Genomic DNA, 14,676 nt, shown 5'->3' on the forward strand with positions numbered 1-14,676 from the left:
CAGGAACAGGGGCAGTACAAGGATGAATACACGTCATAAGGTGTTCGGCGCCAGCTTGCTGGTGCTGGCGATCAGCGGTTGCGCGGTCACCAGTGAGCCGATTGAGCGCAGTGTCAGTGAGCAACGCGCCCGCAATGATCTGCAAGGCATGTACAAGGATCAGGAACCCCTCAGTGGTCCGCTTACCCTGCACCAGGCCATGGCCCGCGCAGTGAAATACAACCTCGAAGGCCGCCTGAAGGTGATGGAAGAAGCCTTGGCCAAGCGCCAGTCGGACCTGTCCAGCTTTGACATGCTGCCGCGCATGGCGCTGTCCGCCGGTTACGCCGGGCGCAACAACACCAACGCCTCCAGCAGCCAGAGCGTGCGCACTGGCACCCAGTCCCTGGAACCGTCGACCTCCCAGGACCGCGACCGCCGTGTGGCCGACTTGACCATGGTGTGGAACGTCCTCGACTTCGGCGTCAGCTACATCAGTGCCAAACAGCAAGGCGACCAGCGCCTGATCATCCAGGAGCGTCGGCGCAAGGTCATCAACACCATCGTCCAGGACGTGCGCTCGGCCTATTGGCGAGCGGTGGCAGCCGAGCGTCTGCTGACTCAGATCGACAGCCTGATGGTACGGGTCGACCAAGCCCAGACCGACAGCCAGAACATGAGCGAACAGCGTATCGGCGACCCGGTCCAGGCCCTTGGGTACCAGCGCTCGCTGATCGAAGCCACGCGCCAGTTGCAGGAACAGCGCCGCGCCTTGTCCCTGGCCAAGACTGAACTGGCGACCTTGATCAACCTGCCCATGGGCACTGACCTGAAACTCGCCACGCCGGACGATTACGTGGTGCCCCAGCTCAAGGTCAACCTGGCCAGCCTGGAACAGGAAGCCTTGGCCAATCGTCCCGAACTGCGCGAGCAGGACTACCAGACCCGTATCAGCGCCGCCGAAACCCGCAAAGCCATGCTGCGCCTGCTGCCTGGCCTGGAGTTCTCGGCCGGTGGCCACTACGACAGCAACTCGTTCCTGGTGGACAATCGCTGGGCCGACTACGGCGCCAAGATCACCTGGAACCTGTTCAACGTGATCTCCGCCCCGGCCGCCATCGACGTCGCCAAAGCCGGTGAAGAAGTCGCCACCGCTCGGCGCCAGGCCATGTCCATCGCGGTACTGGCGCAGGTCTATGTGGCCAACGCGAACTTCCAGGATGCCGTACGCCAGTTCAAGACCAACGAACAACTGGCCAATATCGACGGGCAAATCCTCACTCAACTGCGCAACCGCCACCAGGCGGCGGGCCTGGGCGAACTCGACCTGATCCAGGGCGAGCTCAACACCCTGCAAGCCGACCTGCGCCGCGACCTGGCCTACGCCGACCTGCGCAACGCCTACGGCCAGATCTTCGCCAGCGCCGGGCTCGACCCGCTGCCGGAACAACTGGACTCCGACCGCGTACAGACCATCGCCACAGCGCTGGCCAGCCGTGAGTCAGCCTGGGCCGCCGGCAACATTGTTACCGCACCGGTGCCGCGTGCCGTCGCCCAATAACCAGGTGGCGGCGCTGCGGGTGGACAACGGGCAGGTCGTGATCATTGGTTCGCCCTACGAGCCACCCCCTCCCGCTGCGCTGGTACTGGACACCGGCGCGCTGTCGGCACCGCAGAGTGTCGAGCGATTGTTGGCCTGGCTGGCGCCTGAACTAGACTCTGGGAAATCCTCTTCTTAGGAGCCCGCCATGCAATCGCCCGTGCACAGCTTGCCGTCACTGTTCAAACAGCTTGGACTGCCGGATGACCCGATCAGTATTGATCAGTTTGTGACCACCCACTCGCCACTCAAGCCGGATCTTAAATTGGCAGATGCGTTTTTCTGGACAGACAGCCAGAAAGCGTTTTTGCGCGAGGAAATTTTGGACGATGCCGATTGGGCGGAAGTGGTGGATGAGTTGAATCTGATGTTGCGGGGTGGGCGAGGGGTGTAAAAAAATCTTTTGGAAATTGTGTTTTTGTAAAAAAAAAGGTGAGGAGTAAAAAAAATCTGGGTTTTGATCGCCTGAGTAATTTTTTCTGAGGTCGCGCGATGGCCTGGACATTTTGGACCAAAACCAGCGCCGCCTGGATGGCCAGGCCGCACAGCAATCCTGAAGCCGACACCGATCCGATTGTGGGAGGGGGCTTGTCCTAATGCCAGTCAATGAAGGCTTTTTGTAGGAGCGAGCTTGCTCGCGAAAAACTCATAGGCGCCGCGTTCATTCAGGAAGCCCGCGTTATCGTTGGCGTTTTTCGCGAGCAAGCTCGCTCCTACAGGAGGCGATGTACGCTTAACTGACTGTCCTTAGGGCAAGCCCCTCCCACATTCTTCCTGTGGTGTTGTCACTGAATCGCTCCATCCATCGCTAAATTGTTTCAAAACTTGACGCAATTCGATCCCTCGGCCATATTGATAGTTAGCAAACTAACTGTATGCGAACTATCCAGTGCCTCAATCCCTCGAACAACTCCAGATGAACCTCAGCAGCAGCATGGTGGTGGGCGCCCGTAACTGGCGCAAAATCTGCCAGACCACGCTGGTCAGCTATGGCATCTCCGAAGCCTGCGCCGTGCCGCTGTTGATGATCGGTCGCTTGGGCGACGGGGTGCATCAGGTCAAAGTGGCCCAGGCGTCGGGGATGGAAAGCCCGTCGCTGGTGCGCCTGCTCGACCGGCTGTGCCATGACGGCTATGTGTGCCGTACCGAAGACATCCACGACCGCCGCGCCAAGGCCCTGAGCCTGACCGAGCGCGGTCGCGAGTTGGTGCAGGCGGTGGAGGTGCAGTTGGTGCGTCTGCGCCGCGAAGTGCTGGCGGACATTCCGACCGCCGACATGGAAGCGGCACTGCGCGTACTGCGGGCCTTTGAGGCGGCGACGCTTTGAACGGATTTTTCAGCGGCTTTCCGCCCGCCCGTGACTGGTTCTATGGGGTTCGTACCTTCGCCGCGTCGATGATCGCGCTGTACATCGCCATGCTCATGCAAATGCCGCGTCCCTACTGGGCGATGGCCACGGTGTATATCGTCTCCAGCCCGTTTGTCGGCCCTACCAGTTCCAAGGCCTTATACCGCGCCATCGGCACCTTGATGGGGGCGGCGGCGGCAGTGTTTTTTGTGCCGATGTTCGTGCAATCGCCGTACATCCTGGTGGTGGTCATCGCATTGTGGACGGGCACCTTGCTGTTCCTCTCCATGCACCTGCGCACCGCCAACAACTATGCCTTGATGCTCGCCGGCTACACCTTGCCGCTGATCGCCCTGCCGGTGGTGGATAACCCGCTGGCGGTATGGGACGTGGCCGAGGCGCGTACCGAAGAAATTTTCCTCGGTATCGCGGTCGCGGCGGTGGTGGGCGCGATGTTCTGGCCACGGCGCCTGATGCCGGTGTTCGATGGCTCGGTGGCCAAGTGGTTCAGCGACGCCCAGGTCTATAGCCAGCGCTTTCTTTCGCGCAATGTGCAGCCGGAAGAAGTCAGCACCCTGCGCGGCGGCATGGTTGCCACCTTCAACACCCTTGAACTGATGATCGGCCAGTTGCCCCACGAAGGCGCGCGGCCGCAGACGGTGCGCAACACCAAGGAACTGCGCGGACGCATGATCCATCTGTTGCCGGTGATCGATGCGCTCGACGATGCGCTGTACGCCATCGAACACCGCGCGCCGCAGTTTCTCGACCGGCTCACGCCGTTGCTGGAAGCCAGCCAGCAGTGGCTGGAGAACACTACCGAAAGCGCACCGCTGGAACGCTGGCGCGCCCTGCGTGACCAGGTCGACGCCCTGCAACCCCACGGCGAAGCCCTGGATGACCGCCACACGCTGCTGTTTTCCAACGCCCTCTACCGCCTCGGTGAGTGGATCGACCTGTGGCAAGACTGTCGCAGCCTGCAAGCCGCCATCCAGTGCGAAAGCCAGGACACCTGGCGCGCCGTGTACCGCCACTGGCGCCTGGGCCGGCTCACGCCGTTCCTCGACCGTGGCCTGATGTTCTACTCGGCGTTTTCCACCGTCACCGCGATCATCGTCGCTTCGGTGCTGTGGATTCTGCTGGGCTGGACCGACGGCGGCAGCGCGGTGATCCTGGCAGCGGTGGCCTGCAGCTTTTTCGCCTCGATGGACGACCCGGCACCGCAGATCTACCGGTTCTTTTTCTGGACCGCCATGTCGGTGCTGTTCGCCAGCCTCTATCTGTTCCTGGTACTGCCCAACCTGCATGATTTCCCGATGCTGGTACTGGCGTTCGCCGTGCCGTTCATCTGCATCGGCACGCTGACCGTGCAGCCGCGTTTTTACCTGGGCATGCTGCTGACGCTGGTGAACACCTCGTCGTTCATCAGCATCCAGGGCGCCTACGACGCGGACTTCCTCAACTTCGCCAACGTCAACCTGGCCGGGCCCGTGGGCCTGCTGTTCGCCTTCGTGTGGACGTTGATCGCACGGCCCTTCGGCGCCGAACTGGCGGCCAAGCGTCTGACCCGGTTCAGCTGGCGCGACATCGTCGGCCTGACCGAGCCCGCCACCCTGAACGAACACCGCTACCTGGCGGTGCAAATGCTCGACCGCCTGATGCAGCACCTGCCGCGCCTGGCGTTGATCAATCAGGACACCGGCAGCGCCCTGCGCGACTTGCGCGTGGCGCTGAACCTGCTCGACCTGCTGGCCTACTCGCCGCGCATCCTCGGTGTCCCGCGGGTACTGCTCAACCAAGTGGTGGAAGGTGTGGGCGGTTACTTCAAGGCCTGCCTCAAGGCGGGTGAACGCTTGCCCGCGCCCAGCGGTCTGCTGATGACCCTCGACCGCACGCGCCGCGCCCTCAACGGCCAGGGCCTGCAAGACGAAGACGATACCCGCCTGCACCTGCTGCACGCGCTGGCCGGCCTGCGCCTGGCGTTGTTGCCGGGTGTGGAATTCATTGGCGGCACGGAGATGGAAGCGCCGCTACCCGATGGAGCGCCTTTATGATCGGTGATCTGGATATCAGCGGGGTGTTCCTGCCCACGCTGCTGGTGCTGATGGGCATTACGTACGTGTTGTTTCTGGTGGTGCACGGGCTGTTGACCCGCCTCCACTTCTATCGCCTGGTCTGGCACCGGGCATTGTTCAATGTGGGGCTCTACGCGCTGTTGCTGGGCGCAGTGGACTCACTCAGTCGATACCTGATGACATGAAAAAACCTTTTTTGACCATCGGCCGTGTAGTCCTGACGTTATTGATCGTGAGCTTCGCGGTCGTCGTTGTGTGGCGCATGGTCATGTACTACATGTTTGCCCCCTGGACCCGTGACGGCCACATCCGTGCCGACATCGTGCAGATCGCGCCGGACGTGTCCGGGCTGATCCAGCGCGTCGATGTGCGCGATAACCAGTTGGTGACCAAGGGCCAGGTACTGTTTGCCGTGGACCAGGACCGCTTCAAGCTGGCCCTGCGCCAAGCCCAGGCCGCCGTGGCCGACCGCCAGGAAACCCTGGCCCAGGCCCAGCGCGAGTACAAGCGAAACCGTGGCCTCGGCAACCTGGTGCCCAGCGAGCAACTGGAAGAAAGCCAGTCCCGCGTTACCCGCGCCCAGTCGGCCCTGGCCGAAGCGCAAGTGACGGTGGATTCGGCCCAACTCAACCTCGACCGTTCGGTGATCCGCAGTCCGGTGGATGGCTACGTCAACGACCGCGCGCCGCGTACCCAGGAGTTCGTCACCGCCGGGCGGCCGGTGCTGTCGGTGGTGGATAGCAACTCGTTCCACATCGACGGCTACTTCGAAGAGACCAAGCTCGACGGCATCCACGTCGGCATGGGCGTCGATATCCGTGTGATCGGCGACAACGCCCGCCTGCACGGCCATGTGCAGAGCATCGTCGCCGGTATCGAAGACCGTGACCGCAGCAGCGGCTCGAACCTGCTGCCCAACGTCAACCCGGCGTTCAGCTGGGTGCGCCTGGCCCAGCGGATTCCGGTACGCATCGCCTTTGACGATGTACCGGCGGACTTCCGCATGATCGCCGGGCGTACGGCCACCGTATCGATCATTGGCGACAAACCCAATGAGGGAGCCCAGCCATGAAGCAGCTCTGGGCAACCGCTGCGCTGGGGTTGTTGCTGTCGGCCTGCCAAGTGGTGGGGCCGGATTACAAGCTGCCGCAAACGTCCGCCGTCAACCGCAGCGACCTGCAAGGGCAACTGGCGGCTGAGGGCAACAACGTGGTGTCGGCGCCGGTGCCGGCCGACTGGTGGAAGCTCTACAAAGACCCGCGCCTGGATGAACTGGTGCACCAGGCCATGGCCTCCAACACCGACTTGCGTGTGGCCGCTGCCAACCTGCAGCGCTCGCGTTACCAGGTGCAGCAAGCCGAGTCCGCTGGCGGCTGGAGTGCCGGCGCCAAGGCCGAGGCCCAGCGCCTGCAGGAATCCGGTGAAGCATTCTTGCTGACGGAAAAAGTCCCGGTATCGAACATCGGCAGTGTCGGTATCAGCACCTCTTACCAGTTCGACCTGTTCGGCACGTTGCAGCGCGGCATCGAAAGTGCCCAGGCCAGTGCCGACGCGGCTCAGGCTGCCGCCGATATTGCCCGCATCACGTTGGTGGCGGATGTGGTGCGCTCCTACACCCAGGTCTGCGCCGCCAACGAAGAACTGGCGATTGCCAACGAGTCCCTGGACCTGCAAGCCCAGAGCACCAAGCTGACCCAACGCCTGCGTGATGCGGGCCGTGGCGATGAAACCCAGGTCACCCGCTCGCAAACCCAGTACAAATCCTTGCGCGCCGACATGCCGCGCTACGAAGCGGCGCGCCAGGCCGGGCTGTTCCGCCTGTCGATGCTGCTGGCCAAGCCGGTGGACCAACTGCCGGCGGGCACCGGCACCTGCGCCGAGCTGCCGCACATCGCCCAACTGTTGCCGGTGGGCGACGGTGCGGCACTGCTCAAGCGTCGCCCCGACGTGCGCCAGGCCGAGCGCCAACTGGCCGCCGCCACTGCGCGTATCGGCGTGGCCACCGGCGCGTTGTACCCGGACATCGCCATCGGCGCCACGGTGGGCACCGTGGGCCTGCTCGACAACCTCGGCCAGCCCGCGACCAACCGTTGGGGCTTCGGCCCGATGATCAGTTGGACGCTGCCGACCAACGGCGCCCGTGCGCGCATCCACGAGGCCGAAGCCGCGACCCAGGGCGCCCTGGCGCATTTCGACGGGGTGGTACTCAACGCCATCCGCGAAACCCAGACCGGCCTGGCGCAATACACCGCTGTGTTGCAACGGCGCGAGGCGCTGGCTGACGCCGAGCAATCGGCCCAACAAGCGGCAGACCAGACCCACCGGTTCTTCCAGGCCGGCCGCGAATCGTTTCTCGCCGACCTGCAAGCCACCCGCACCTACACCACGATGCGCGCGCAACTGGCGGCGGCGAACACTGAGGTTGCCATGAGCCAGATCGATCTGTTCCTGGCCCTGGGCGGCGGCTGGGAAAGCGGACGAACGCAAGCGTCACAGCCCGGCAAACCCTGAGCGAATGACTATGCTTTGTCAGGTGGAGCGCACTGCGGTTTGACGGGCAGGTGCTCCCCTGACACTGCTCGCGTTTGCTCATGGGGATTCCAATAATGAAAAACCCTTATGCTCCCGCTTTCTGGTGCGTGCTCTTCGCACTGGTGTTGTTATCGGCCGCGTATTTTTACGGCGTCATGCTCTCCCATCAACTCGACAAGGCCATGGTGTTTCTCGACAGCGCCTGCCTGGTGATCGGTTCCTTGTCCATCGGCGTGGTGGCCTGGGCGTCCTACCAGAACCAACGGGTGAAGAAAAAACTCCTCGAACAAGGCAAGACCCGCGTGGCGATCTGGGACACCAAGGTCGCGCTGCGTCGGGTCGAAACCGTGTTCGACCGCTATTTCTGGGGCAGCTACTGGCAGCCGGGGCGTACCTTCCAGGAAGTCATGGGCGACCTCACCGGCACGCCCTTGGAAAAAAGCCTCGAAATCCTGAAAAAACAGTGTGTGTTGCTTGATCGGCAGGTCGCCGATGGCAGGCATTGGCTCAATAATGCGCGGGAATTGTCTGACGTTGCCACGCAGATGGCCCGTGAACGCTACCAACTGGACTTCTGCGACCCCAAGTCCGACACCCCCGGCAATGCGGTGATACACCGCGAGTTTGAGGTGCTGGTATACACCTGGACCGCACGCCTGAAGACCTTCGACCACCAGCTCGACGAGATCGAATTGGAGTATTCGTGAACCAACGGCGCGCCTGACCCCTCTGAGAAAGCTGGGCCGTTCGCGGCAGCCAGTGCTAATCTTCCCCCGTTTTCGGCGGGCTTGAGCCAACCCCAACAGGGTTCAAGGAAGACAGCCCACTTCTCACAGGATTTGATCAGGTCACTTCATGAATAAGCCAGCAGTCGTTCTTTTGGGTTTTGTTGTCGCCGTAGGCGTCGTCAGTGCAGGCGGCGCCTGGTACACCGGTAAACAACTGGAGCCGGTGCTGCAAACCGCGATCCAGAACGCCAACAAGGAACTGCAGACGTCCATGGCCGGCGTCGACGGCACCGTGGCCCTGGAGCTGGTGTCCCTGGACCGTGGCGTGTTCAGCAGCACCGCCCATTACCGCTTGAAAGGCCAGGGTTCGGTCTTCGGCGAAGAAAACCCTAATCCGGAATTGCTCTTCGTCGACCATATCGAACACGGCCCGCTGCCGTTCTCGCGCCTGGTGACACTCAAATGGCTGCCGGTCATGGCCACCAGTCACTACGAACTGGAAAAGAACGCCACCACCGAGAAGTGGTTCGCCGCCGCCAAAGACGTGTCGCCGCTCAAAGGCGTGGCCAATATCGGCTATAGCCGCTCGGTCAACGGCAACATCGAGTTGCTGCCCCTGGAGTTCAAGGACGCCGCAGCGTCGGCGAGCTTCTCCGGCGCCAACCTGAACTTCGACAGCACCGCCGAAGGCCAGAAGGTCAAGGCTGACGGCTTCATGAACAGCTTCAAGATCGCCGGGCAGGATGGCAAGGGCGAACACTTCGAAGCTGAATTGTCTGGCCTGACCATCGCCAGCAATCTGGAAAAATCCACCTTTGGCTTCTACACCGGGCAAAACACCGTTGAGCTGACCGACAGTAAGTTCACCTTCGGCCCGCAGAAAGCCGTATTGACCGTCAAAGGCTTCGAGCAGAAAGACTCCAGCGAAACCAAGGACAACAACCTGGCCGGCCGCGTCGACTACAAGATCGACGAGATCGGTTACCAGGGCAAACCCGTGGGTTCGGCGGCCATGGCCCTGAGCATGAAGAATGTCGACATCCCGGCCATGCTGGTGCTGACCAAGCTTTACCAGGACAAGATGCAGCCGGTGCAAGCCGCTGCCGCAGCCGGCGAGCCCGCACCTGAGTTGCAACTGACCGAAGCCGAGCAGGCCCTGGCCGAAGCGAACGTCAACCAGGTACTGGCCGCCAAGCCGCAAGTGGCGGTGGAAAACCTGTCCCTGAAAACCTCCCATGGCGAAAGCAAGTTCAACCTGCTGGTGGACCTGGCCAAGCCGGCGTCCATGGAGCTGCCGCCGGTTGAACTGGGCAAGCAGATGATTGCCCTGCTGGATGCCAACCTGACCCTGTCCAAGCCGATGATAGGTGACGTTGCCGCCCTGCAAGCGCAACTCGGTGGCGTCACCGACCCGAAAGCCATCGAGCAGCAGTCGCAGATGGCCGCTGAGATGGTCAGTGGCATGGCGGTTGGCACCCAGTTGGCAACCCTGGTCGGTAGCGACGTGGTGTCCAAGTTGCACTACGCCAACAATGAAGTGACGTTCAACGGCCAGAAGATGACCGTCGAGCAGTTCATTGGTTTTGTGATGGCCAAGGTCGGCGCGGTCAGCGGCGCGCAGTAAAGATTTTGCCATCGCCCGGAAATAAATAATGGGGGAGCGGGAGTGCCCGCGATAGGGGTCAAACAGTCGGCGCCCGTGCCGGCCGCCAGCCGTTGTCGCAGGCAAGTCCGCTCTCTCGTTCACATTTCAGGCGGCTGGCCAATTCTGAACAATTGTTCTGAATTGGTCTTTTTCCTACGTTCCTAAGAGATAGTTCGCATAGGAAAGCTAGGCCGGGTCATTAGACGCCGGCACCCTGCAGCAATTCGCTCAGGACCACCTATCGTTACAGCTTTCCTTGTGTAAGGAAGCTCACGATATGTTGCGAAACCTACCACTCAGTGCATCAGGCCGGTTGCGACTGCTCATCGGTGCAGCCTTATGCAGCCAATTGCTGATGCCCGCCTTCGCCATGGCCGATCCGGCCTACGACGCCCTGATCATCCAGGCGCGCAACGGCAACTTCACCCCCGCCCTGACCCAATTGCGCCAGTTGTCTGCCGAACGCCAGACGCCAGGCCAGGTCAGCGATCATCTGGTGATCGCCGGTTGGGCCGGCCAGGACGCCGAAGTGTTGAAGGTGTACGAGGCTCAGGGCAAACATATCAACCTCAGCACCCAGGCGCTCGCCACCGTCGCGCGTACCTACCGTAACCAGAAGCAATGGGCCCAGGCCGAGGCGGTCTATCGCCAGGCGCTGCTGCGCGAACCGAATAACGTCGACCTGCAACTGGGCCTGGCGCTGACCCAGGCCGATGGCGGCAAGGCTGACGAGGCGGTGCAACGCACCCGAGCATTGGTCGCCGCCAAGCCCGATGACCCCAACCGCCGCATGGCCCTGGGTTATGCGCTGACCCGTGCCGGCTTGAACTACGACGCGCTGTTTGAGTTCGACCAGGCGTTTATCCGCGCCGGCGACAAGCCTGAAGTGGCCCGCGAATACATCGTCGCCCTGCAAAAGGCCCGCCTGCCGGAAGCCGCATTGCGCCTGTCGGCCCAGCGTCCTGGCCTGCTGGACCCGGTGACCCAGCGCCGCCTGGAAGGCGACCTCGCTGCCGAGCGTGTGCGCATGGCCGAGTTCGCCACCCGCAGCGAAAAAGAACGCTACGTGATTGCCGACCGAGCCCTGGCCGATTACGACAAACTGCTCGCCCGCTGGACCCCGGACGCCACCGCCCATGACGATGTGGTGCGCTGGCGTATCGACCGCCTGGGCGCACTCAAGGCCCGTGCGCGTACCGCTGAAGTGATCCGCGAGTACGAAGTGCTTAAGGCCGAAGGTGTGCAACTGCCGACCTACGCCGTGCGCTGGGTGGCCGCGTCCTACCTCGACCAGCGTCAGCCGGAAAAAGCCGAGCCGCTGTATCGCCAGGCCCTGAGCGCCACCGACGCCGAGCCCGATGATCGGGTCGAAGACACCACCGCGCTGTTCTACGCCTTGCAGGAAAGCGATAAAGCCGAGGACGCCAACGAGGTCGCCAAGGGGCTCGCCAACAGCCAGAACCCGCGGGTCGAACTCAAGGGCTTGCCCATCGGCAACCCTAACGACGCGTGGATGGACGCTCAGCAGCTGTCGGCCCAGGCCGGCGTCTACGGCGGCGACCTGCCGGGCAGCGAAGCCGGCCTGGAAGCGCTGGTGGCAAAAGCCCCCGGCAACGTCGGCCTGCGCCTGGCCCAGGCTGACATGTACCGCGCCCGTGATCTGCCTCGGCGCGCCGAAGGTATTCTCAAGGAAACCGAAGCCCAGGCCCCGCGCGACACAAACCTGGAAGTGAGCCAGGCCTACACCGCCATGGACCTGCAGGAGTGGCGCCAGCTCGACGTGCTCACCGATGACGTGGTCGCCCGCAACGGCGATAACCGCCAAGTCCAGCGCCTCAGCCGCCTGCGCGATGTGCATGACATGGCCGAACTGCGCGTGGAGGCGTACACCGGCAAAAGCTTTGGTGGCGGCAATGACAGCGAAGCGGGCGCCGTCGCGGGTAGCCGCGATTGGGGCATCGAGAGTCGCCTCTACACCCCGCCCATCGACGAAGACTGGCGTGTGTTCGCCGGCGCCGGCTACGCCAAGGCCGATTTCAGCGAAGGCACGGGCCAGCATCGCTGGCAGGTCGTGGGTGTGGAGCGGCGTACCCGCGACATGACCATTGAAGCCGAGGTGTCCAACCACTCCTACGGCGATGGCTCCAAACAAGGCGCCGCCGTGTCGATTGCCCGCGACATCAACGACAACTGGCAATACGGCGGCAGCCTGGGCTACCTCCTGAGCACCACGCCGCTGCGGGCATTGAATGACGGTGTCACGGCCAACGGCGGCAGCGGCTTTATCCGCTGGCGCGCCAACGAAAGCCGCGAATGGAAACTGACCCTCAGCCCCTCCCATTTCAGCGATGGCAACGACCGCTTCGAAGCCTTGCTCAGCGGTCGCGAAGGTCTCTACAGCTCGCCGAAAGTGCAAGTGGACCTGGGCCTGGAAGTCGGCGCCAGCCGCAACAGCAAGGAAGACACGGTGTACTTCAACCCGAAGTCGGATTTCACCGTGTTGCCCGTCCTCAACATCAACCATGTGCTCTATCACCGCTACGAGACCCAGTGGAGTCAGCAGTTCCAAATCGGTGCGGGTACGTATAGCCAGCGGGATTATTCCACCGGTGGCATCGGTCTGGTGGGCTACGGCCAACGCTTTCGCTGGAACGACGTTCTGGACGCCGGCGCCAACCTGAGCCTGATCAGCCGACCTTACGACGGTGATCGCGAACGCGATCTGCGCCTGCTCGTCGACCTCACTTACCGTTTCTAAAAGAGCCTGACCATGACCTTCCTCAGCCGTTGCTTGTTGGTTCTGGGCGTATTGCTGGCCAGTGCCTGCGCCCAACAACCCGCACCTTTCACTCCACCCGCCGAGCGGCCGACACCGGCCAACGAAGTGGCGTGGCCGAAAAACCACTTCCTGGGCATTGCCTACCATGACGTGTCGGACCGCGATCCTGACCAGGCCGTGGTGGCGGTGCGCACCGAGCGTTTGATCGAACAACTGGCCTGGCTGCGGGAGAACGGTTACCAGGCGGTCAGCGTTGACCAGATCCTGGCCGCCCGGCGTGGCGGCCCCGCGTTGCCGCCCAAAGCCATCATGCTCAGCTTCGACGATGGCTACTCCAGCTTCTACACCCGCGTGATGCCGATCCTGCGCGCCTATCACTGGCCGGCTGTGCTGGCGCCAGTGGGCTACTGGATCGACACGCCGATGAACAAACCGGTGGACTTCGCTGGCTCGCCACGACCACGCGGGGAGTTCCTCACCTGGCAGCAGATCCGCGAAGTGTCCCAGTCCGGCCTGGTGGAAATCGCTGCGCACACCGATGCCAGTCACACCGGGATCCTGGCCAACCCCCAGGGCAACCTCGAGCCGGCGGCGACCTCGCTGCGCTATGACCCGGCCACGGGCCGCTATGAAACCCAAGCGCAGTTCCAGGCGCGGATCCGGGCGGACGTCGCGGCGATCACCCACAAGATCCAGACCGTGACCGGCAAGAAGCCTCGGGTATGGGTATGGCCGTACGGCGCCGCCAAGGGCACTTCCCTGGCGATCGTCGGCGAGCAGGGCTACCAGATGGCCCTGACCCTGGAAGACGGTCTCGACAGCTCCGATGACTTGATGAACAGCCCACGCTTCCTGGTGGCCTCCGACCCGGACGGCGAACATTTCGCCAACAGCATCGTCGCCGTGCAAACCCCGGCACCGCTGCGGGTGCTGCATGTGGACCTGGACAACGTCTACGACCCGGACCCGGCCCAGCAAGCGCGCAACCTCGACCAATTGGTGCAGCGCGTAGTGGACATGGGCGCCGGTACGGTGTTCCTGCAAGCCTTCGCCGACCCCAAGGGTGATGGCCTGGTGCACGAACTGTACTTCCCCAACCGACACTTGCCGGTGCGCGCCGACCTGTTCAACCGCGTCTCCTGGCAGTTGCACACCCGTGCCCATGCCGCCGTGTATGCGTGGATGCCGGTGTTGAGTTTTGCCCTTGACCCCAAGCTGCCCCGCGTAACGCGCTGGGACCCGGAAACCGGCAAGGTCGCCACCGACCCCGACCAATACAAACGCCTGTCGCCGTTCGACCCGCAGGTGCGCAAGATCATTGGCGAGATCTATGAAGACCTGGCGCGCAACAATGCCATCGACGGCGTGCTGTACCACGACGACGCGGTGCTCTCGGACTTCGAAGACGCCAGCCCCGCCGCGCTCAAGGCCTATGCCGCCAACGGCCTGCCGGGCAGCATCGAGGCCCTGCGCGCCGACCCTGCGGTGATGCAGCGCTGGACGCGCTTCAAGAGCCGCTACCTGATCGACTTCACCAAAGAGCTGACCGCCAAGGTCCACGCCATCGGTGGGCCGCAGGTGCTGACCGCGCGCAATATCTTCGCCGAGCCGATGCTCAACCCGGCGAGCGAGGCCTGGTTCGCCCAGAACCTCGATGATTTCCTCCAGACCTATGACTGGACCGCGCCGATGGCCATGCCGCTGATGGAAGGCCAGGAGTACAAGACCTCCAACGCCTGGCTGGAGAAGCTGGTGGCGACGGTCAAGGCGCGTCCGGGTGCGTTGCAACGCACTGTATTTGAACTGCAGGCCAAAGATTGGCGCACCAAGGCCGCACCCGATATCGGCGGTGCGCAGATGGCTGAATGGATGGGTGTGCTCAAGCGCCAGGGGGTCACGAGTTTTGGTTACTACCCGGACAACTTCCTGGAAAACTCCCCGGACCTGAAGACTGTGCGTCCGGCCCTTTCCAACCAATGGAACCCTTGAC

11 protein-coding genes and 1 pseudogene are annotated in these 14,676 nt (G+C 63.0%); all 12 read left to right on the plus strand.

Annotation, left to right across the window (positions count from 1 at the left end; genetic code table 11):
* The first annotated feature begins 22 nt into the window (after nucleotides 1-22).
* The 12 genes and pseudogenes from J1G35_RS20000 to pgaB all read left to right on the plus strand — a co-directional run bounded on the left by J1G35_RS20000 (nucleotide 23) and on the right by pgaB (nucleotide 14,675).
* A complete protein-coding gene (locus J1G35_RS20000) occupies nucleotides 23-1,540 on the plus strand; it encodes a TolC family protein (protein ID WP_223015818.1) in 1,518 nt (505 codons plus the stop codon).
* Between the two features lie 43 nt (nucleotides 1,541-1,583).
* A pseudogene (locus J1G35_RS20005) lies at nucleotides 1,584-1,718 on the plus strand (adenylyl-sulfate kinase); the annotation flags it as partial.
* A gap of 9 nt (nucleotides 1,719-1,727) precedes the next feature.
* The gene (locus J1G35_RS20010; RefSeq protein ID WP_053137584.1) at nucleotides 1,728-1,973 is read left to right on the plus strand and encodes a DUF2789 domain-containing protein; all 246 of its coding nucleotides are present in this window, start codon (nucleotides 1,728-1,730) and stop codon (nucleotides 1,971-1,973) included.
* Between the two features lie 522 nt (nucleotides 1,974-2,495).
* Complete coding sequence (locus J1G35_RS20015; protein WP_053137587.1) at nucleotides 2,496-2,906, plus strand: MarR family transcriptional regulator; 411 nt, start codon at nucleotides 2,496-2,498, stop codon at nucleotides 2,904-2,906.
* A complete protein-coding gene (locus J1G35_RS20020; protein ID WP_223015819.1) occupies nucleotides 2,903-4,981 on the plus strand; it encodes an FUSC family protein in 2,079 nt (692 codons plus the stop codon). Before J1G35_RS20015 ends, J1G35_RS20020 begins: the two co-directional genes overlap by 4 nt.
* Entirely contained in the window at nucleotides 4,978-5,187 is a 210-nt protein-coding gene (locus J1G35_RS20025) for a DUF1656 domain-containing protein (RefSeq protein ID WP_010214247.1), read from the plus strand. Before J1G35_RS20020 ends, J1G35_RS20025 begins: the two co-directional genes overlap by 4 nt.
* Nucleotides 5,184-6,074 carry an efflux RND transporter periplasmic adaptor subunit gene (locus J1G35_RS20030; RefSeq protein ID WP_223015820.1) on the plus strand — a complete coding sequence of 297 codons (891 nt, stop codon included), beginning with the start codon at nucleotides 5,184-5,186 and terminating at the stop codon, nucleotides 6,072-6,074. The genes J1G35_RS20025 and J1G35_RS20030 overlap by 4 nt, the downstream gene beginning before the upstream one ends.
* A complete protein-coding gene (locus J1G35_RS20035; protein WP_223015821.1) occupies nucleotides 6,071-7,513 on the plus strand; it encodes an efflux transporter outer membrane subunit in 1,443 nt (480 codons plus the stop codon). Before J1G35_RS20030 ends, J1G35_RS20035 begins: the two co-directional genes overlap by 4 nt.
* Before the next feature lie 95 nt (nucleotides 7,514-7,608).
* The gene (locus tag J1G35_RS20040) at nucleotides 7,609-8,241 is read left to right on the plus strand and encodes a hypothetical protein (protein ID WP_053137597.1); all 633 of its coding nucleotides are present in this window, start codon (nucleotides 7,609-7,611) and stop codon (nucleotides 8,239-8,241) included.
* 148 nt (nucleotides 8,242-8,389) lie between these two features.
* Nucleotides 8,390-9,886, plus strand: coding sequence for a YdgA family protein (locus J1G35_RS20045; RefSeq protein ID WP_223015822.1), 1,497 nt, complete (start codon nucleotides 8,390-8,392; stop codon nucleotides 9,884-9,886).
* Nucleotides 9,887-10,184: 298 nt separating this feature from the next.
* Nucleotides 10,185-12,665, plus strand: a complete 2,481-nt coding sequence (pgaA, locus tag J1G35_RS20050) for a poly-beta-1,6 N-acetyl-D-glucosamine export porin PgaA (RefSeq protein ID WP_223015823.1) — start codon at nucleotides 10,185-10,187, stop codon at nucleotides 12,663-12,665.
* A gap of 12 nt (nucleotides 12,666-12,677) precedes the next feature.
* The gene (pgaB, locus tag J1G35_RS20055) at nucleotides 12,678-14,675 is read left to right on the plus strand and encodes a poly-beta-1,6-N-acetyl-D-glucosamine N-deacetylase PgaB (protein WP_223015824.1); all 1,998 of its coding nucleotides are present in this window, start codon (nucleotides 12,678-12,680) and stop codon (nucleotides 14,673-14,675) included.
* Nucleotide 14,676: the final 1 nt, after the last annotated feature.

The organism is Pseudomonas sp. SH10-3B (assembly GCF_019891415.1).
Lineage (GTDB): Bacteria > Pseudomonadota > Gammaproteobacteria > Pseudomonadales > Pseudomonadaceae > Aquipseudomonas.